Annotated in this window: 19 protein-coding genes; 10 read left to right on the top strand and 9 right to left on the bottom strand. The window is 65.6% G+C overall.

The window, feature by feature from the left end; all coding sequences use genetic code 11:
* The first annotated feature begins 25 nt into the window (after nucleotides 1-25).
* Both Q8T13_01135 and Q8T13_01130 read left to right on the top strand, forming a co-directional pair.
* The gene (locus tag Q8T13_01135; protein ID MDP3716353.1) at nucleotides 26-580 is read left to right on the top strand and encodes a hypothetical protein; all 555 of its coding nucleotides are present in this window, start codon (nucleotides 26-28) and stop codon (nucleotides 578-580) included.
* A 318-nt stretch (nucleotides 581-898) separates the two neighbouring features.
* Nucleotides 899-1,444, top strand: coding sequence for a hypothetical protein (locus tag Q8T13_01130; GenBank protein ID MDP3716352.1), 546 nt, complete (start codon nucleotides 899-901; stop codon nucleotides 1,442-1,444).
* 25 nt (nucleotides 1,445-1,469) lie between these two features.
* On the opposite strand, the gene Q8T13_01125 is transcribed toward Q8T13_01130, so the two are convergent.
* From Q8T13_01125 to Q8T13_01115, 3 genes are read right to left on the bottom strand one after another with little or no spacing between them, the layout of a single operon-like run.
* Complete coding sequence (locus Q8T13_01125; protein ID MDP3716351.1) at nucleotides 1,470-2,270, bottom strand: cyanophycinase; 801 nt, start codon at nucleotides 2,268-2,270, stop codon at nucleotides 1,470-1,472.
* Nucleotides 2,271-2,321: 51 nt separating this feature from the next.
* Nucleotides 2,322-2,573, bottom strand: a complete 252-nt coding sequence (locus Q8T13_01120; protein MDP3716350.1) for a hypothetical protein — start codon at nucleotides 2,571-2,573, stop codon at nucleotides 2,322-2,324.
* Entirely contained in the window at nucleotides 2,554-2,868 is a 315-nt protein-coding gene (locus Q8T13_01115; protein MDP3716349.1) for a hypothetical protein, read from the bottom strand. Before Q8T13_01115 ends, Q8T13_01120 begins: the two co-directional genes overlap by 20 nt.
* A 135-nt stretch (nucleotides 2,869-3,003) precedes the next feature.
* Between Q8T13_01115 and Q8T13_01110 the strand changes: the two genes are divergently transcribed.
* From Q8T13_01110 to Q8T13_01100, 3 genes are read left to right on the top strand one after another with little or no spacing between them, the layout of a single operon-like run.
* Nucleotides 3,004-4,236, top strand: a complete 1,233-nt coding sequence (locus tag Q8T13_01110; GenBank protein MDP3716348.1) for a hypothetical protein — start codon at nucleotides 3,004-3,006, stop codon at nucleotides 4,234-4,236.
* Nucleotides 4,229-4,891, top strand: coding sequence for a hypothetical protein (locus Q8T13_01105; GenBank protein MDP3716347.1), 663 nt, complete (start codon nucleotides 4,229-4,231; stop codon nucleotides 4,889-4,891). Before Q8T13_01110 ends, Q8T13_01105 begins: the two co-directional genes overlap by 8 nt.
* A 3-nt stretch (nucleotides 4,892-4,894) precedes the next feature.
* Nucleotides 4,895-5,737, top strand: a complete 843-nt coding sequence (locus tag Q8T13_01100) for an amidohydrolase family protein (protein MDP3716346.1) — start codon at nucleotides 4,895-4,897, stop codon at nucleotides 5,735-5,737.
* A 3-nt stretch (nucleotides 5,738-5,740) separates the two neighbouring features.
* Here the strand turns inward: Q8T13_01100 and Q8T13_01095 are convergent, their stop codons facing one another.
* A complete protein-coding gene (locus Q8T13_01095; GenBank protein ID MDP3716345.1) occupies nucleotides 5,741-7,297 on the bottom strand; it encodes a carbon-nitrogen hydrolase family protein in 1,557 nt (518 codons plus the stop codon).
* Nucleotides 7,298-8,221 carry an MBL fold metallo-hydrolase gene (locus Q8T13_01090; protein ID MDP3716344.1) on the bottom strand — a complete coding sequence of 308 codons (924 nt, stop codon included), beginning with the start codon at nucleotides 8,219-8,221 and terminating at the stop codon, nucleotides 7,298-7,300.
* Between the two features lie 171 nt (nucleotides 8,222-8,392).
* Here Q8T13_01090 and Q8T13_01085 point away from each other — a divergent pair, with 171 nt between their 5' ends.
* Entirely contained in the window at nucleotides 8,393-8,893 is a 501-nt protein-coding gene (locus tag Q8T13_01085; protein ID MDP3716343.1) for a hypothetical protein, read from the top strand.
* Nucleotides 8,894-8,911: 18 nt separating this feature from the next.
* On the opposite strand, the gene Q8T13_01080 is transcribed toward Q8T13_01085, so the two are convergent.
* Both Q8T13_01080 and hydA read right to left on the bottom strand, forming a co-directional pair.
* Nucleotides 8,912-10,066: a patatin-like phospholipase family protein gene (locus Q8T13_01080; protein MDP3716342.1), complete on the bottom strand. Its 1,155-nt coding sequence runs from the start codon at nucleotides 10,064-10,066 to the stop codon at nucleotides 8,912-8,914.
* 191 nt (nucleotides 10,067-10,257) lie between these two features.
* Nucleotides 10,258-11,634 (bottom strand): dihydropyrimidinase, encoded by a 1,377-nt coding sequence (gene hydA / locus Q8T13_01075; GenBank protein ID MDP3716341.1) that lies wholly within the window; start codon nucleotides 11,632-11,634, stop codon nucleotides 10,258-10,260.
* Nucleotides 11,635-11,710: 76 nt separating this feature from the next.
* Between hydA and Q8T13_01070 the strand changes: the two genes are divergently transcribed.
* The 4 genes from Q8T13_01070 (at nucleotide 11,711) to Q8T13_01055 (ending at nucleotide 17,111) form a co-directional block, all read left to right on the top strand.
* On the top strand, nucleotides 11,711-12,913 hold the full coding sequence (locus Q8T13_01070; protein MDP3716340.1) for a serine hydrolase domain-containing protein: 1,203 nt from the start codon (nucleotides 11,711-11,713) through the stop codon (nucleotides 12,911-12,913).
* Nucleotides 12,910-14,007, top strand: a complete 1,098-nt coding sequence (locus Q8T13_01065; protein MDP3716339.1) for an NAD-dependent dihydropyrimidine dehydrogenase subunit PreA — start codon at nucleotides 12,910-12,912, stop codon at nucleotides 14,005-14,007. Before Q8T13_01070 ends, Q8T13_01065 begins: the two co-directional genes overlap by 4 nt.
* Nucleotides 14,008-14,084: 77 nt before the next feature.
* Nucleotides 14,085-15,512 (top strand): NCS1 family nucleobase:cation symporter-1, encoded by a 1,428-nt coding sequence (locus tag Q8T13_01060; protein MDP3716338.1) that lies wholly within the window; start codon nucleotides 14,085-14,087, stop codon nucleotides 15,510-15,512.
* 129 nt (nucleotides 15,513-15,641) lie between these two features.
* Nucleotides 15,642-17,111: an aldehyde dehydrogenase family protein gene (locus tag Q8T13_01055; protein MDP3716337.1), complete on the top strand. Its 1,470-nt coding sequence runs from the start codon at nucleotides 15,642-15,644 to the stop codon at nucleotides 17,109-17,111.
* On the opposite strand, the gene Q8T13_01050 is transcribed toward Q8T13_01055, so the two are convergent.
* Nucleotides 17,097-17,558: an EVE domain-containing protein gene (locus Q8T13_01050; GenBank protein ID MDP3716336.1), complete on the bottom strand. Its 462-nt coding sequence runs from the start codon at nucleotides 17,556-17,558 to the stop codon at nucleotides 17,097-17,099. The genes Q8T13_01055 and Q8T13_01050 overlap by 15 nt on opposite strands.
* A complete protein-coding gene (locus Q8T13_01045) occupies nucleotides 17,555-17,899 on the bottom strand; it encodes a n-acetylglutamate synthase (GenBank protein MDP3716335.1) in 345 nt (114 codons plus the stop codon). The genes Q8T13_01050 and Q8T13_01045 overlap by 4 nt, the downstream gene beginning before the upstream one ends.
* Nucleotides 17,900-17,937 lie beyond the last annotated feature (38 nt).

The following is a 17,937-nucleotide window of genomic DNA, read 5'->3' as shown; positions in this document are numbered from 1 at the left end:
CCGAACGAACGTCAGGTGGGCGCTCATGGCGGGGTTGCTGTTCCTGCCGGGCGCGGCTCAGCCGGCCTCGGCGCAGGACGAGGGCATCAAGGTCCATGGGAATTGGGTGATCGAAGTGCGGAACCCGGATGGCACGCTGGCCAGCCAGACGGAATTCAAGAACGCGCTCAGCGATCAAGGCTCGTTGCTGCCAAGGATGCTGGCCCGCGAACCTTTGGTGCTGAGGCGATGGCAGATCAACCTCAGTAATTACATGGCCGGCCCGTGCGGGGCAAATTTTTGCACTATCTCGGAGCCGGGGCCCAATCCGAGAGGGACGTCACCCTGGTCCCAGAACTTGACGGTCGCCCGGACGGGGGCAACCGTTGAACTCGCGGGCAGCATTGAACTGCCCCCCGTGTCTTCCAGTTTTGTCCAGCAAGTCTGGACATACGTGGAAACTTGCTCCGGCTCGGACGCCGGTGCAACCTGCAACTGGTCGGTGTTCACCCGCCATGGTCAAACCTCCGGGCCCCCTATCGTGGAGAACCTGCTGCCCGGTCAGATCATCCAGGTCAAGGTGCGAATCACCTTCTCGTAGTGCAGTTTCGGACAGCAGGGGAGGTGCGATGGTGAAATGGTCCTTCGTCCCGATTGCCCTCGTTACGGCGTTGGTGGTTCTCGTTCCGGCCGGCGTCGCCGGCGGCCAGTGGCCGCCGCAACCGCCACCACCGCCACCTCCCCCACCACTGGTCAGCGTGCCGAATCCTATCGAGGCGACCCGGGCACTGACCCTGGCCAAAGCCGGCAACGGCGCGGGGGTTGGCATCATCGAGCCGTTATTGACAGCCCCGTGGGCACGCTGCCGCCACCGGCGGGGGCGCTTGCGCACACCTGCGGGACCAACTGCGGTGCCAGCATGACCCGCAGATATCCGCGCGGCACCCGGCTCTTGGTGACCGTGAGGGCGGCCCCCACTGTGTCGCCTGGCGAGGCGCGCAGCTTCATCGATCACATCGATGGGTGCCAGGCAGGTACGACGATGACGTGCCGCCTGACGTTGGAGAACGACACGACCATCACGGCGCACTTCCGCCTGCCGCAACTGACGGTCGGAGTCGCCGGCAGCGGCGCGCGGGTCGGCAGCCTCACGTCGCTCAGTCCCAGCAGCCTTGCTTGCGGCGCCGCCGGGACCCGCTGTTCAGCGGATGTCGAGCGAGGTCACGTGGTGGAGCTGTCCGCCTCGAGTGTTAGCGCCGACGTGATCGGGTTCAGGCAGGGGGATGATGATCCGGCTGTGCAACGCTCAGCCCTGCACCACCAGCGTGCGAGTGATGGACGACATGCGTGTCTGCAACTCGGCGCCGCGGTCACTATTGGGTTGCCCCGCCTGGGCGTGACCTCGAGCTGCGGCACCACTTTCACATTGGCAGGCGACCGGCGGTGTGTCGTGACCCTTCCATGAGGGCCGCCTTCGGCTGAACCGATGCTTACTTGAGCGAGTACGTCATTCCCTCGCGCAGCACGGACAGGCGGATGCCGGTGGCCGCGACGACTTGCCCAGTCGCGAAGGGCTCGCGCGTGGCCGGTCTCGGGTCAACCACCACCACGCCGCTCTTTCCCAGGACATGCATCATCGTCCCCTGAAAGATGACCGCCGTCGCCTCGTCTATGCCGACGCCGACGAGCGTGGGGTGATCCAGCACGCCGCTGATCAGCCGGTTGCCACGTTGGCGCTGAAGGAAATGCTGATCCACGAGGACGCCCGGTAGCAGCCCCAAGCCTTTCTTGAGGACGGTGGTGCCTGACTTGAGGCCCTTGAGGTCGGCGTCGCCGGTGATCATCTCGGCCGACAGCACGGCCGCGCCGGCACTGGTGCCACCCACGACCGCGCCCGCCCGATGACGCTCGACAATCAGTTCCGCGAGCCCGGTGCCGTCGATCTTCTCCATGAACCGGCCCTGGCTGCCGCCCGGCATCCAGATCAGCGTGGCCTCGCCCAACATCGTGCGCGCCGCGTCGCGGTTGTCGAACGACACCACGCGGACGCTCTTCGCACCGGCCTCGGTCCACATCTTCACCGAACCGTCACCGGCAGTCGGCAGCTCCGACGCCTGTGGCAGCACGGCGACGATCGCCTTCTTGCCGCCGGCCAACTCGAGCGTCCGGGCGACGATCGCCGGCGTCGTGCCGCCGCCGCCGACCGCGACAATGGCGCCCGGTGACTGCGCGTGAGGGGAAGCCGCGAACAGCGCGACCAGGAGGAGGAGGGCAGCCGGCAACCTGAACATGGGTCGCATTCTCGCACGCTATCGCCGCGTCCGGCGACCTTGAACGATGGATCAGGCGCGAGGTCCCGACTTCGGGTTCGCCGCCGCCTCCGCCATCCGCAGTCGCGCCTGAATAACCGCAAGCCGATCCGGTGACACTGGAAGTGCCTTCAGTCGTTCGCGCAGCACGCTGGCAGCGGCCATCTTCTCGCGCGCCTCGGGAAACTGCCCCAGCACGGCTTGGCTCCCGATGATCACGATCTCGCGTTCGCCGCACGCCGCCGCAGCGGCTCGCACGATGTGTTCAAGGGCGGCGCGATTCATAATCGTTGAGGATGGCTTGTCGCTCCTGTGCCGTCAGGAACCCGGCGAACGGACTGGACTGCCGGAGCCGGGTCGCCCGCTCATCGACGGAGCGGAGCAGCCCGGCCAGCTCCGCCACCGGCAGGGAGTCGAGCAGCTGTGCCCACTCGTACAACGCCGCGGCCGGGTTGACCCGGAGCCAACGTTGGAGATTCGCCCGTGCCAACTCCAGCAACTCCGGCTGTGCCTCCAGCTTGGCGGCTACGGCGTCGTGCAGCGCCAGGCTCCGGCGGTCGATCCACTCGTGGGCTCGCACACTACTGAGTATAGCGCCGCCACCCCTGACGGGCGCCGGGGCCGCCCCGGCGACCGCGTCTGCTGCGCGGCCACTCCGGCACAGCTGCATTCGCCGGCACAGTGGCCCCAAGGACGCTATGATCCCGTTCGTCGCGTGAATAGACGCATTGCCATCTTTGCGCTGCTCTACGCCAGCGAAGGCGCACCCATTGGCTTCATCTGGTGGGCGCTGCCCACGTTGCTGCGTTCGGCCGACGTGCCGATCGAGCAGATCACCTCGCTCACGGCGGTGCTGCTGCTGCCGTGGATGTTCAAGTTCCTGTGGGCGCCGTTCCTTGATCTGCTGCGCAGCCGGCGCTGGGGCTACCGCGCCTGGATCCTCAGCATGCAGACGCTGATGGCCGCGGCGCTGGTGCCGCTCGTGTGGCTGGACCCGGTCGCCGATTTCGGCTGGTGGCGGATGCTGCTGCTGGTGCACGCCGTCGCGGCCTCGACCCAGGATGTGGCAATCGACGCGCTGGCCATTGGCGCGGTGCCGCCCGAAGCGCGCGGGCGGCTGAACGGTGCCATGCAGGCCGGCATGCTGACCGGCCGAAGCGTGTTTGGCGGCGGCGTGCTGCTGGTCGGCGCGTGGTTCGGCCGCGAGTGGATCGTCGGTTCCCTCGTGGCCTGGATTGTCGTGGCCCTCGCCGGGGCGTTGATGCTGCGGGAGGCGGAGCCGCCGCGACGGGCCGACGCGGGCGCCTTCTTCGGCGCGCTGGCCGCGGCCATCCGGTTGCGCACCACCTGGATCGGGCTGGCTTTCGCGCTGGTGGCGGCCGCCGCCTTCGAGGCCACGGGCCAGCTGGCCGGTCCCTTTTTGGTCGACCGCGGCGTCGCGAGCGGGACGATCGGCATCTTCTTCGGCTTGCTCGTCGTCGGTGCGATGCTCACCGGCGGGTTGGTTGGCGGCATGCTGTCGGATCGCCTGGGCCGGTTGCCGTCGGCCGCCGGCTCGCTGGTCGGGTTCGTCGTCATGATTGTGCTGCTGGCGCTGGCCGACCTCAGCGGCGGCGCCGGCGCGGGCACGCTGATCGCCCTGCTCACGGGGATGTACTTCTTCGTGGGTTTCTTCACCGCCGTGTCGTATGCGTTGTTCATGGACCTGACCGACCCCCGCCTCGGCGCCACCCAGTTCAGCGCCTACATGGCGGCTACCAACGCGTGCGAGTCGTGGTCGGCCTTTACCAGCGGCCGCATCGTCGCGGCGCAGGGGTATCCGGCGGCGTTCCTGGTGATGAGTGCGGTCTCGCTGCTGGGCTTGCCGCTGCTGGCCCTCCTGCGGAGGATGGGAAAGGTGCGCGGTCTGCGCTACGATGACTCGGCAGAGGCCTCCTTGAATGTTTGAATCGAGCACACTGCTGCAATCGCTACGCAACACCGCGGGAAATATCTGGGCCCACCTGCCGGACCTGGGCCTGGCGCTGCTGCTCCTGGTTGCGGGATGGCTGATCGCTAAACTGATTCGCCAGGTGGCCATTCGCGTGATGAAGACCGCCCACGTCGACGAACTGGCCGAGCGTTCGGGCCTGGACGACTTCCTGGTGCAGGGCGGCGTCGAGTACACGACCGTCACCCTGATTGCCGGGGCGCTCTACTGGCTGATCATGGCCGCGGTCTTCATCGCGCTGCTCGACGCGCTCGGCCTGCAGGCCGCCCAAGTGCTGATGAGCCGCCTGGCCAATTTTGTGCCCAACCTGGTCGTCGCGGTCGGCATCCTGGTATTCGGGTCGCTGTTGTCGCGCATTGTGGGTGGGTTGGTGTACAGCTACCTCAGTAACATCGGCACCGCGGCCGCCGAACCCATCGGCGCCCTGGCGCGGTACGCGCTGCTGGTGTTCGTGGTCTTCATGGCCGCCGAGCAACTGGCGATTCAAACCGCCGTGCTGGTGTCCGCGTTCCAGATTGCCTTCGCGGCCCTGTGCCTGGCCGCGGCGCTGGCGTTCGGTTTGGGGGGACGCGATTGGGCGGAGAAGGTCATCAACCGCTACACTCGTAAGTAGCTGATGATTATCGACTGCCACACGCACCTCAACAACTACCACGACGAGACGGTCGAGTCGCTCTCTTCCGACATCGAGAAACTCCAGGCCGTGATGCGGCGCAACCGCGTTGACGTGGCGCTGGTCCTGACCTCCTATAAGGTCGTGCCGGGGCGGCCGTCGGCGCGCGCGGTGGTCGAGGCGACCCGCCACCTGCCGAACATTCACATCGTTGCCGGGATCTCGTGGGCGACCTTCGGGGCGCCCGACCTGCTGGAACTGCGGTCGTTGCTCGAAGCTGGGTCGATCAAGGCGCTCAAGCTCTACCCGGGCTACGAGCCGTTCTATCCCGCTGACCCGAAGCTCATTCCGGCGTACCTCCTGGCCGAGGAGTTCGACGTGCCGGTGATGATCCACACCGGCGACACCTACGCGCCGACCGGCAAGGTCAAGTACGCGCATCCGCTGCATGTCGACGAAGTGGCGGTGGACTTCCCGCGCGTGAAGTTCCTGATCTGCCACCTCGGCAACCCGTGGTTCCGCGACTGCATGGAAGTGGTCTACAAGAACGAGAACGTCTATACCGACATCTCGGGACTGACCCTCGGCCAGTTCACCGATCGCTTCGAGGCCTACATGCGGCAGCAGTTGAAGGAGATGATCCTGTGGGGGGTCAATCCCAACCGCGTGCTCTACGGCACCGACTGGCCGCTGGCCTCGATGGAGTCGTACCTCGCCTTCATGGAAGAACTGAAGCTGCCGGCCCGCGACAAGGACCTGATGTTCTTCGAGAACGCGGCCGCCTTGTTCAAGCTCGACGTCAAGCGCCAGGCGACCGGCTTCGGATCGTTCCTCAGCCGGCTGTAGCGGTTAGACGTCCTTCGGGCCGTTCGCGGTCGTGTAGTTGAGCCGGTACAGGTCCTTGCGGCGATCCTCCCAGTGCCGGGCGGTGCCCTTGCGCACCTGCCGATCGAGCGCCACCAGGTCCAGTTCCGCGAAAATCACCGTCTCGATGTTCGGCTCGCACTCGGCGGCAATCCCGTCCCGGCTGAAGAAGAAATCCGAGGGCGTGAGAATCGCCGACTGCGCGTAGTGAATGTCGGCGTGCTCGACCTCGGGCAGGTTGCCGACGCAGCCCGACAGGACCAGGTAAAAGGCGTTCTCGATGCAGCGCGCCTGCGCGCAATAGCGCGCCCGCAGGTAGGCCTGGCGCTCGTCGGTGTTGATCGGCACGAACACGATCTGCGCGCCCTGGTCGAACGCCATCCGCCCCAGCTCCGGAAACTCGACGTCGTAGCCGACCAGGATGGTGATGCGGCCGCGGTCGGTCTCGAACGTCCGCAGCCCGTCGCCCGGCTGCACGCCCCACCAGCGGCGCTCGTCCGGCGTGATGTGCAGCTTGCGTTGCTTGTCGATCGAGCCGTCGCGGCGGAACAGGTAGGCGGTGTTGTAGAGCTTCTCGCCCTCGAGCTCGAACTGCGTGCCGCCGACGATGTTGATGTGATAACTCATCGCCAGGTCGCGGAACAGCGTGATGTATTGCTTGGTGAAGTCGGCCAGCATGCGCGCCGACTGCCCAGGCCGATCGGCCTTGATCGTCGACAGCAACTGCGTCGTGAACAGCTCGGGAAACAGCAGGAAGTCGGCCTTGTAGTCCGAGGCCACGTCGATGAAGAACTCGCTCTGGGTAGCGAACTCCTCGAAGTTGGCGATGCGCCGCATCTGGTACTGCACCGCCGACAGGCGCACCAGGCTCGACGGCCGCAGCAGTTGCTGCTTGTTGGCCGGCACGTACTCGATGTTGGTCCACTCGAGAAACGTGGCGTAGCCCCGCGATTCCGAATCACTCGGGAAGTAGTCCGGGATCAGGCCCTTCAGCACGAAGCCGTTGGACAGCTGCGGCGTCAGCACCGGATCCATCAGCGACTTGTCGATCACCTTCTCGACGTAGTCGCGCGCCGACATCTGGTCGGCGTGCTTGCCGTAGCCGGCGATGCGGCCGCCAATGATGATGCCGGTCAGGTTGTGGGCGCGGACAAACTGCTTGCGCGCGTCGTAGAGGCGCCGTGACAGCTTCATGCCCCGGAACTCGGGGTCGACCATGATCTCGATGCCGTAGAGGGTGTCGCCCTTGGCCTCGTGATTGCGGATGAAGCCATCGTCCGTGCTGAGCTTCCAGTCGTGCCAGTCGCCGTGGCTGGCCGAGTCGACGATCAGGCTGCTCGAGGACGCGACGATGCGGCCTTCGATCTCGATGACGTTCTGGCCTTCGGGAAAAATCGCGAGCTGGCTGGCAATCTGCTCGCGCCGCCACGGCTTCATGCCGGGAAAGCTCTTCAGTTGCAGCGACACGAGCGCGTCGAAGTCGTCGATCGTGAGAGGGCGAAGGCGCAGCGTCTCGAATTTCTGGAGGTCGGATTCGTTCATTTACTTGGTTTCGTCGAAAATCACTTGCACATATGCGCGCACGCGCTCGAACGCCGGCGCGGCCGCGAAGCCGGTGTACTTGGCCGGCGTTACCCACTCCTTGGCCACCTGGTCGGCGGTCTTGCCCGCCTTCTTGCCGGCCTGTGCGGTGGCAATGAACTCGCCCACGAATTCGGCGAACTGCCGCATGTCGGCCAGCGTAGTTTGGGCCGGGGTGTGGCCGTTGATGATCAGGTCCACGTTGGGCACGCCCTTCACGGCCTTCATGATCGTGTTGGCGTACTCAACGCCCGAGCCGCCGTTGCTCTTGTCCATGATCGGCAGGCCCTTGTTGGGGAAGGCATCGCCGGTGTGCATGACGCGCAGGGCCGGGAACTCGACGAACGCGTCACCGGCCGTGTGGGCGGGCCCGAAGAAGTGCAGGTTGATCTGATCGGCGCCTGAGCCAATGGTCAGCTTGTCGGTAAAGGTGCGCGTGATCAGGCCCTTGCCGGGGTTGTCCTTGAACACGTTCGGCGTCGCGCCGAGCCCGGTGACGGGGTTGCCGGCCGCCAGGTTCTTCGAGGTCATTTCGTGGGCCACGATTTCCACCGTGGCCGGCATGGCGACGTTGCCGCTGGTGTGGTCGAAGTGCGTGTGGGTGTTGATCACGCGCGTGACCGGCTTGTCGGTCAGCGTCTTGACCTTGTCGAGCAGCGGCTGGCCCCAACCGGGGTTCTTGGTGTCCACCAACGTCACGCCGTCCGACGTGACGAACACGGCGGTGTTGCCGCCGCCGCCCCGCAGTACGAACAGGTTGTCTTTGACCTTCTCAACGGTGAGGTTGTCGGCCGATGGCTGAGGTGGCGCCTGCTGCGCTGCCTTGACCGCCATCGACAGGCCGCCGAGCAGGACGAGGGTGCCGAGGATAGTGATGCGCTTCACGGGTTGATCCTTTCGCGCGGTGCTCGATCGACCGCCGAGACGAAGAATGCTGGAAAACGGGCGATCCGTTCAAGCCCGGGTGTAGAGATCACGTCCGGATGGCCATATTCTACCCCGGCATCGGCTGCCGGCGCCGGTTGTGGACGCCTCTTCGTACGGTAGAGTGCGCGGATGCTCACACTCACCGCCCTCGCCCTCGTCTTGAGCGTCGATTCCCCGGCAGCGGCCCAGGCGCCGCCGCTCCCCGTGCCCGCCATCTACATCAGCAGGGAAGAACACGAAAAGGTGCTCGCCGAACAGATTGCCAAGAGGGTGGTCGATCAGCCGATCAAGTCGGGGGAGGTGCTCGGTGGCCTGACCTCGGTGGCCACGCTGCACCGCGTCAAGCCGGAGGTCACGTCGCTGATTCACGACACGGTGACCGAGACCTACTACATCCTGTCGGGATCGGGCACGTTGGCTACCGGCGGCTCGCTGGTCGGCGCCAAGCCGATCGACCTCACGCGCCTGAACGTCGGCATGGGCCAGAACGGCACGCGGCAGGGCGGCGTCAGTCAGCGCGTCAAGCCGGGCGACGTGATCGTCATCCCCGCCGGCACGCCGCACGGCTTCAGCGAGCTCGACGGACCGATCAGCTACCTGGTGTTCAGGTTCGGCCCGACGCTGAAGTAATCCCGGCGGACGCCACAGCTAGCCGGCGAGGAACGCGCATAGCTCGGGCAGCCGGGCCCGGGCATCGGTCTCGCCCATGGTGATCAAGCGCTCGATGTAGTCGGGCTGGAACATCACCAGGCTGAGCATGTCGTTCGAGCGCGTTTCGCGCGTGCCCAAGCCCCGCGTCAGGAAGCGGAACGCCTTCGGGAGGTCGGCCTCGTACTCGTTGGCGAGCCGGCCCAGGTCCTGCGACGGCCTCACCACGAACAGGTCGATGTGGCGCAAGCCGTTGCGCTTGTCCTCGGGCTGGCCGTCGATCAGCTGATTGAGCTGCCGCAACTGCAAGGCATCGCCGTCCAGCTGGTCGAGGAAGATTGCGTTGAACAGCACGCCCGCCACCTGCGCCGGCGGCGGGTAGCCGGCGATCTGCGGCCGGTCGGCCTCGCGAGTGGTGCTGGCATAGCGGGTCGACACCGCCAGGATCTTCCTGGCGCCGAGGTGAATGGCCGGCGAAAGCGGCGCGGTCAGCCGGATGCCGCCGTCGCCGTACCAGCCGCCGTCCACCTCGATGGCGGGGAAGAAGAAGGGCAGCGCCGCGGAGGCCATGACGTGGTCCACCCGAACCGCGCAGATCTCGCTGCGGCGTTGCGGCCGTTCCCACGTGGGAATCAACTCCTCGTCTCGCGTCTGGACCCACGTGATCGACTGGCCGGTGGTGTAGCTCGACGCGGTCAGCGCAAACGAGCGCAGCCAGCCGTCCTGCAAGCTCCTGGGGATGCCGCCCAGGAGCCCGCCATCCGCCTGCAATTCGCGTTCGAGCATCTCGCGCAGCGGCACCGTGTCGACGAAGCTCTTGGCCGGCGGCAGCGGCGACTGTCCGCCCGACAACAAGCGCCCGCCCCATCGCACGGTGCGCGACGCCAGGTCGCGCAGGTCGACACGAAACACGCTGTCGATACGGAGACGGGCCCACATTTGCGCCAGTTGTTCGACCTTGTCGTCGAACGACGCCTGGTGCGTGGCGAGAAATGCCGCGTTGATGCCGCCGGCCGAGACGCCGGTCAGGATGTCGGGCACCGCCCCTGGACAGTCGCGCGCCAGCACGCGCAGCACGCCCACTTGATAGGCGGCGCGCGCGCCGCCGCCGCTCAGCACCAGTGCCAATCCACGCGTCTCGGTCCCGTTGCTCACGCTGGAATGCTAACTCATCAACGGTGGCCGGGGCGCTCCGGTCCAATCGCCGCCTTAAATTCATCGGTTCTTACGATGTGGAACAGCGACTGGCAGGTTTCCGTCTTCTGTCTCCGGCTTCTTGACCCGCCGTAGCCTTGGCGGAGGCGGTTAGCCGGAGCGTGCATATCCGCCTAAAGGCGGATGCCACATCAGATGCTGCGGGCGCTGCGCTTCAGGAACGCGCCGGCGCCCGCCCTGCCGGTGAACTTCCCCGCGTCGATGATCACCTTGCCGCGAGAGAGGACGGTTTCGGTCACGCCGGTGACCTGCCGTCCTTCGTATGGGTTGTAGTCGACCTTCATGTGATGAGTCTTCGCGGAGAGCGTCGTCGTCTTTTCGGGATCGAAGATCACGATGTCAGCGTCGGACCCGGGCGCGATGGTGCCTTTCTTTGGGAACATGCCGAAGATCTTGGCGGGCGACGTGGACGTGAGCTCGACGAAGCGGTTCATCGTGATCCGGCCGGTGCGCACGCCGCCGTCGTAGACCAGGCTCATGCGGGTTTCCACGCCAGGGGCGCCATTGGGAATCTTCGAGAAGTCGCCGTCGCCCAAATGCTTCTCTTTCATGCAGAACGGGCAGTGGTCGGTGGCAATCGCCTGCAGATCGTTGAACGCGAGCCCGCGCCACAACCGGTCCTGCGTGGACTTGTCGCGCAGCGGCGGGCTCATCACGTACTTCGATCCCTCGAACCCCGGCTCTTCGTAGTTGTCGTACGACAGGAACAGATACTGGGGACACGTTTCAGCAAATGCCGGCAGGCCACGATCGCGGGCCTCGGTGACCTGTTCCAGCGCCTCGGCCGATGACAGGTGGACGATGTAGACCGGGACGTCGGCGATCTCCGCCAGTGCGATGGCGCGGTGGGCGGCTTCGCCCTCGGCGCGCGCCGGCCTCGTGAGCGCGTGATACTTCGGCGCCGTCTTGCCCTCGGCCAGCGCCTTCTTCACCAGCACGTCGATCACGCCGCCGTTCTCGGCGTGCATGCAGATGGTGCCGCCGTTCTTGCCAGTGCGCAGCATCGCCCGAAAGATGCTCGCATCGTCCAGCATGAACACGCCGGGATAGGCCATGAACAGCTTGAACGAGCTGACGCCCTGGCGGACCATCGCGTCCATCTCTTCTTCGACCTGATCGCTCAGCTCCGTGATGATCATGTGGAAGCCGTAATCGATCGCCGCCTTGCCTTGCGCCTTCTTCGACCAGGTTTCGAAGGCATCGTGCAGGCGCTCGCCGCGATACTGAATCGCAAAATCGACGATGGTCGTGGTGCCGCCGAAGGCGGCGGCGATGGTGCCCGACTCGAAGTCGTCAGCCGAGGTCGTGCCGCCAAACGGCATGTCCATGTGCGTGTGCACATCAATGCCGCCCGGCAACACGTACTTGCCCCTGGCATCGATGACGCGGTCAGCTGGCATGGTCAAGGCCGTGCCAATCGTGGTGATTTTCTCGCCCTCGATGAAGACGTCGCCCACGTATTGGTCGGTGGCGGTGACGATGGTGCCGTGCTTAATCAGGAGGCTCATGACGCCCGATCCTAGTCGAACGGCGGCGGCAGTAGAATAGGCCTGCGAAGAACAGCTCCAGACACGAGGTTTTCACATGGCCCAATCAAGAAGCGTCGCCTGCGGATGGCTGGTCACCCTGCTGCTTGCCTCGAGCCTGGTCGCCGCCCAGACGCCGGCCACAGCTCCCACCCCGCCGCCGCCGGCTGGGCCGATCGATGCCGCCGAGATCGACGCGCTGTTGAAGCAGTTCAATGTCCCCGGCGTCAGCATCGCCGTGATCCAGGACTTCAAGATCCACTGGGCCAGGGGCTATGGACGTGCGGATGCCGACACCGGCACTCCCGTGACGGCCGACACCATGTTTCAAGCCGCGTCGATCAGCAAGCCGGTGGCCGCGATGGCGTCGATGCGGGCGGTGCAGGACGGCCGGTTTGGGCTCGATCAAGACATCAACACCATCCTGAAGTCGTGGCAACTGCCGGGCGGCGAGTTCACGAAGCAGCGGCCGGTCACCCCGCGCGCGCTGATGAGCCACACGTCAGGAACCGGTGATGGATTCGGATTCCCCGGTTACGCCCTCAGCGCACCGATCCCAACGCTGGTGCAGATCCTCGATGGGCAGTCGCCGTCGAATCGTCCGCAGGTCAGGCTCGAGCGCCCGCCGTTCACCGGCTACAAGTACTCCGGTGGCGGGGTGACGATGCAGGAGTTGGCCTTGACCGAGGCCATGGACAAGCCGCTAGTGGAACTGGCTCGCGACTGGGTCTTGAATCCGATTGGCATGACCAACAGCACGTTCGAGCAGCCGCTGCCGGCGGCTCGCGAAACGCAGGCGGCCCGCGCGCACAATCGCCAGGGCGCGCGGATGGGCGACCCGTGGCACGTCTATCCCGAGCACGCGGCGGCCGGACTGTGGACGACGCCCACCGACCTTGCGAAGTTCCTGATCGAAGTGCAGGCGACCCTGGCCGGGCAGTCCACCCGAGTGTTGTCGCGCGCGATGATGCTGGAGATGGTCACGCCCGTGGGCGTCGGACCGTACGCGGTGGGATTCTCGGTGGAGAAGCGAGGCGAGGGCTGGTACTTTGGTCATAGCGGCAGCAACTGGGGATTCCAGTGCGCGATGCTCGCCCATCGCCTGAAGGGCTACGGTATTGTCATGATGACGAACGGCGACAACGGCGGTGCGCTCATGCGGGAGCTCCGCAGCCGGGTCGAGCGCGCGTACCAGTGGGATGCGCTCGACACACCTATTCCCCGGACCTACGGGCCCGTGGTGAAGGACGGTAAGCCATGAAGCCGGCCATCTCGGTTACGTTCACGGGCCTGAAGTTCACCAACCCGTTCCTGCTCTCGTCGGCGCCGCCGACCGAGTCGGAATCGAACATCATGCGCGCCTTCGACGCCGGCTGGGGCGGCGTCGTCACCAAGACCATCGGCCTGCATCCGGTCACCAACGTGGCCGGGCCGAAGACCAAGTTCCTGCGTTCGACGCTCGACGGCAAGCTGTCGATGCAGAAGAAGCCCGACACGGCACTGCACTCGTCGTGGAACTGGGAGCTCATTTCCGACAAGACGCTCGACTGGTGGGTGCCGAAAATCGAGAGCATCAAGAAGGCGCATCCCGACCGCATCCTGGTGGCGTCAATCATGGCCGGGTCGGGCAGCGACACCGAGCTGGCGCACTGGCAGACGCTCGCGAAGGCCTGCCAGGCGGCCGGCGCCGATGCCTTCGAGTTGAACCTGTCGTGCCCGCACATGGACCGCAAGGACATGGGCTCGAACATCGGCAAGGACCAGGCGCAGGTCTCGATCGTCACCGAGGTCGTGAAAGAGGTCGCGACGATCCCGGTGTGGTGCAAGCTGACCCCGTCCACCACCGACATTGTCGAAGAAGCGAGCGCAGCGTTCCGCGGCGGCGCCGACGCGATCGTCTCGTCCAACACCTTCCCGTCGCTGCCGTTGATCGATCCGGAGACGATGGAGTTCGAGATGAACGTGGATGGGCTGGTGTCGAGCGGCGGGCTGGGCGGTCCGGCGATTCTGCCGCAGTCGCTCGCGAAGATGGCGTCGCTCACCAACGCGTTCCCCGACCAGGCCTTCTCGGGCATCGGCGGGATTGCCGATTTCGGGCACGCCCTGAACTATTTCCTATTGGGCTGCGGCACCGTGCAGGTCTGCACCGCGGCGATGCTCGATCGCGCGATCGGCCCGACCGTGATCAAGAATCTGATCGACGGCATGCAGCAGTTCATGGAGAAGCGCAGCTACGCCTCGCTCGAGGACTTCCGTGGCCTGCGTCGTGGCAACGTGGTGGTGCATTCGAAGATCCGCCGGCCCGACGGCAAGGAGTACCACGGCGGGCATGACGCCGAGGGGTATGCGAGTTGAGGGCGGCCGACAGGCAACCCCAAGAAGGGGTTGCCTCCACCGGTGGGGTTGCCTCCACCAGTCCCGATTTTGTCGAGTTGACGGAGGACGTCTCCGGCAGCCCGCTGTGGAATCCCGACCTCGCACCGACGTCGCTCGCCAGCCGCACCTGGTCCACGTATCACATCGCCGCGCTCTGGATCGGGATGAGCGTGGTGATCACCACCTACACCCTGGCCTCAGGCCTGATGCAGCAGGGCATGACGTGGTGGCAGGCGCTCGTCACCATCCTGCTCGGCAACCTCGTCGTCCTCATCCCGATGATCCTGAACGCGCATGCCGGCACGAAGTACGGCGTGTCGTTCCCGGTCTTGTGCCGCGCCGCGTTCGGCGTGAAGGGCGCGAACGTGCCGGCGGTGCTGCGGGCGATCGTCGCGTGCGGCTGGTTCGGCATCCAGACCTGGATTGGCGCGCTGGCGCTGCAGGCCCTGTTGACGGCGGCGTGGCCCGGCTGGGCCGGCATTACCGGCGGCATCTGGATCGCGTTTGCCGCGTTCTGGCTGCTGCAGGTCGCCATCATCATTCGTGGACTCGAAGGCATCAAGGTGCTGGAAGCGTGGGCGGCGCCGCTGCTGCTCGGCGGCGGATTGCTGCTGTTGTGGTGGGCGGTTGCCAACGGCGGCGGCCTGATGCACATCCTGTCGGAGTCGCCGAAGCTGCAACAGGGCAGCACGCCGTTCTGGACGCTGTTTCCCGCGGCGCTCACTGCCAACGTGGGCTACTGGGCGACGCTTAGCCTGAACATTCCCGACTTCACGCGCTACGCGAAGAGCCAGCGATCGCAAGCGCTCGGCCAGGCGCTGGGCCTGCCGCTCACGATGACGGCGTTTGCCTTCCTGGGAGTGGCGGTGACGAGCGCCACGATCGTGATCTTCGGCGAGGCCGTGTGGGATCCGGTTGTGCTGATTGCCCGCATCGGCAGCCCCGCGGTGGTGATCTTCGGCGCCCTGGTGATCCTGGCCGCGCAAGTCACCACCAACATGGCGGCCAACGTCGTGTCGCCGGCCAACGATTTCTCGAGCCTGGCGCCCAAGCGGATCAGCTATGTCACTGGCGGGCTGATCACGGCCGTCATCGGCATCCTGATGATGCCGTGGAAGCTGTATGCGGACGCGGCGGCGTACATCTTCACCTGGCTGATCGGCTACTCGAGCCTGATGGGCGCCATCGGCGGCATTCTGATCGCCGATTACTGGATCCTGCGGAAGCAGGAACTATCGCTGCCTGCGCTGTTCGACCTCCGCGGGCGCTACTCGTATTCCAACGGTGTCAATCCGATGGCAATGATCGCTCTGGTTCTCTCGATCTTGCCGGTGACTCCCGGCCTCGTGCGCGCCGCCATCACGCCCGGCGGCGCCGTGCCGGACCCCACGTTCTTCGATCACCTCTACACCTATGCCTGGTTTGTGACCTTCGCGCTAAGCGGCGTGACCTACCTGGCGCTGATGCGAAACCGCCGATCATGAACTCGTTCGACTCCACCGGCTTCTCAAGCCGAACAGAGAGGAGACAAGGCGCTGAGGAGCTTAAATTGTTCTTGTTCCTTCTCTCCTGATCTCCTGTTTCGAGACACATCCGGATAAGATGGCCCAGTCATGAACACCGGCTCTTACGTCAACGGCAAGTGGTATCACCCGGCTTCGAGCGGGACCACGAAGAATATCAACCCGGCCGACACCAGCGACGTGATCGCCGAGTACCCGCTGGCGACGGCCGCCGACGTGCGGCTGGCCATTGATGCGGCGGTGGCGGCCTGGCCGGCGTGGAAGAAGACGCCGGGGCCGGAGCGTGGCCGCGTGCTGTGGCGGGCCGCCGACATCGCGCGCCGGCGCGTCGACGAGATCGCCCGCACCCTGACCCGCGAGGAAGGCAAGATCCTGAAAGAGGCGCGTGGCGAAACGCTGAAGGGCATCTCGCTGCTCGAGTACTACGCCGGCGAGGGCTTCCGGATGCACGGCAAGACGCTGCCGTCCGAATCACGCGACACCTTCACCTACACCCTCCGGCAACCCCTGGGCGTGGTCGGCCTGATCGCGCCCTGGAATTTCCCGTGGGCCATCCCGGTGTGGAAGAGCGCCCCGGCCATCGTCGCCGGCAACTGCGTGGTCTTCAAGCCGGCCGAGCTCACGCCGGCGACCTCGGCGCTTTTGGCCGAGATCTACGATGAGGCGGGACTGCCGCCCGGCGTCTTCAACATGTTGGTCGGAACCGGCGCCGAGGTTGGCGAAGCGATGGTGCAGGCCCCGGAGCTGCGCGCCATCTCGTTTACCGGTTCGAATCGCATCGGCGGCGCCCTGTACGTGAAGTGTGCCCAGCGCGGCGCGAAGGTGACCTGCGAAATGGGCGGCAAGAACGCCGTCATCGTCATGCCCGACGCCGATCTCGACAAGGCCGCCATCGCCATTCACGGCGGCGCCTTCGGTTCCACCGGGCAGCGCTGCACGGCGACCTCACGCGTGATTGTCCATCCCGACGTCAAGGACGCGCTGGTCGAACGGCTGGTGGCGGCGGCGCAGAAGATGAAGCTTGGCCCGGGCCTGGACGACGCGTCTGACATGGGGCCGTCAGTCGGCGACAGCCAGTGGCAGACGGTGATGGACTACATCAAGGTCGGCCAGGGCGAAGGCGCGCGCCTGCTGACCGGCGGCACGCGGCCCGAGTCGCTCAGCCACGGATACTTCGTCGAGCCGACCATTTTCGATGGCGTCTCGCCGTCCATGCGCATCTTCAAGGAGGAGATCTTCGGACCGGTGCTGTCGGTCGCGACCGCCTCGTCGCTCGAGGAAGCGTTGCGCTTCGCCAACGCGGTCGAGTACGGTTTGACGACGTCGATCTTCACGGAGAACATCACCGCGGTGATGAGGTTCGTGGACGAAGTGGAGACCGGCATGGTCCACGTCAACGAACCCACCGTCGGCGGCGAGGCGCAGCTGCCGTTTGGCGGCACCAAGTCGACCGGCGTCGGCGAGCGCGAGATGGCCGAGGAAGGCCTGAACTTCTTCACCGAGTTGAAGACCGTGTTCATCAACTACTCGGGCAAGGCTGAGCGCTCAATGACGCGCTAAACGACAGACGATCTCATATTCCTTCTGGGTGACCGGCTGCACCGACAGCCGGCTGCCTTTCTGGTTCACCATCATCTTCTGCAGCCCCTTGACCTGCTTCAGCATGGTCAACGGCAGCACTTCCTTGAACCGCTCGACGAAGGCGATCTCCACGCTGAACCAGATCGGCTGGTCGGCGGTGTGCTTTGGGTCGTAGTAGTCGTGGCCTTTCCGTGAGGCGAACGGGTCGGGATAGCCCGTCCGCGAGATGGTCGCCAACCCGGCGACGCCGGACGGATCGGCATTGGACGCGTAGAACAGCACGCCGTCGCCCACCTGCATGTCGTCGCGCATGAAGTTGCGGGCCTGGTAGTTACGGACGCCCTCCCACCCGGTCTTGCCGTCGCGTTCGAGATCCGCGATGGTGTAGGCGCTCGGCTCGCACTTCATCAGCCAGTAACGGGTCACGGCATCTCCTCGACAATCGACTCGCCGGCTTCGGTGCCGCCCTCGGTCCATTGCCATTGTTCGTGCAGGCGAATACGGCCGTCCACGAGGATCTCCGGTCGCGATTGGCATTTGCCAGCCTTGATGGCGCCGTCGGACGTCACGTGCTGGTAGCGCATATCGAGCGAACCGTCCTTCTGAACCTGCGCGATCAGGGTGCCGAACGCGACCGCGCCGCCCTGGTAGGTCGCCCACACGACGTCAGCAAGATGGTGGTAGTGGAACCTGGTCTCACTGCCGACATCCCCGGTCGCCGAGTTGGTAACTGAGGTGAAAATCCGGTCGTCGTAGTCGATGGGCATGGTTGACAGGGGCTCAAGAGGTAAAGGGTTAACTCCTG

The organism is Acidobacteriota bacterium (assembly GCA_030697165.1).
In the GTDB taxonomy this organism is placed as follows: Bacteria; Acidobacteriota; Vicinamibacteria; order Vicinamibacterales; family UBA2999; genus 12-FULL-67-14b.
The sequence above is the reverse complement of the archived record's forward strand: the minus strand, read 5'-3'. Positions and strand labels throughout refer to the sequence as shown.

Excerpts from the sequence above, each read along its gene's own strand:
- Q8T13_01135 (MDP3716353.1), top strand. The coding sequence starts at position 26 with ATGGCGGGGTTGCTGTTCCTGCCGGGCGCGGCTCAGCCGGCCTCGGCG.
- Q8T13_01130 (MDP3716352.1), top strand. The coding sequence starts at position 899 with ATGACCCGCAGATATCCGCGCGGCACCCGGCTCTTGGTGACCGTGAGG.
- Q8T13_01125 (MDP3716351.1), bottom strand. The coding sequence starts at position 2,270 with ATGTTCAGGTTGCCGGCTGCCCTCCTCCTCCTGGTCGCGCTGTTCGCG.
- Q8T13_01120 (MDP3716350.1), bottom strand. The coding sequence starts at position 2,573 with ATGAATCGCGCCGCCCTTGAACACATCGTGCGAGCCGCTGCGGCGGCG.
- Q8T13_01105 (MDP3716347.1), top strand. The coding sequence starts at position 4,229 with ATGTTTGAATCGAGCACACTGCTGCAATCGCTACGCAACACCGCGGGA.
- Q8T13_01100 (MDP3716346.1), top strand. The coding sequence starts at position 4,895 with ATGATTATCGACTGCCACACGCACCTCAACAACTACCACGACGAGACG.
- Q8T13_01095 (MDP3716345.1), bottom strand. The coding sequence starts at position 7,297 with ATGAACGAATCCGACCTCCAGAAATTCGAGACGCTGCGCCTTCGCCCT.
- Q8T13_01085 (MDP3716343.1), top strand. The coding sequence starts at position 8,393 with ATGCTCACACTCACCGCCCTCGCCCTCGTCTTGAGCGTCGATTCCCCG.
- hydA (MDP3716341.1), bottom strand. The coding sequence starts at position 11,634 with ATGAGCCTCCTGATTAAGCACGGCACCATCGTCACCGCCACCGACCAA.
- Q8T13_01070 (MDP3716340.1), top strand. The coding sequence starts at position 11,711 with ATGGCCCAATCAAGAAGCGTCGCCTGCGGATGGCTGGTCACCCTGCTG.
- Q8T13_01065 (MDP3716339.1), top strand. The coding sequence starts at position 12,910 with ATGAAGCCGGCCATCTCGGTTACGTTCACGGGCCTGAAGTTCACCAAC.
- Q8T13_01055 (MDP3716337.1), top strand. The coding sequence starts at position 15,642 with ATGAACACCGGCTCTTACGTCAACGGCAAGTGGTATCACCCGGCTTCG.
- Q8T13_01045 (MDP3716335.1), bottom strand. The coding sequence starts at position 17,899 with ATGCCCATCGACTACGACGACCGGATTTTCACCTCAGTTACCAACTCG.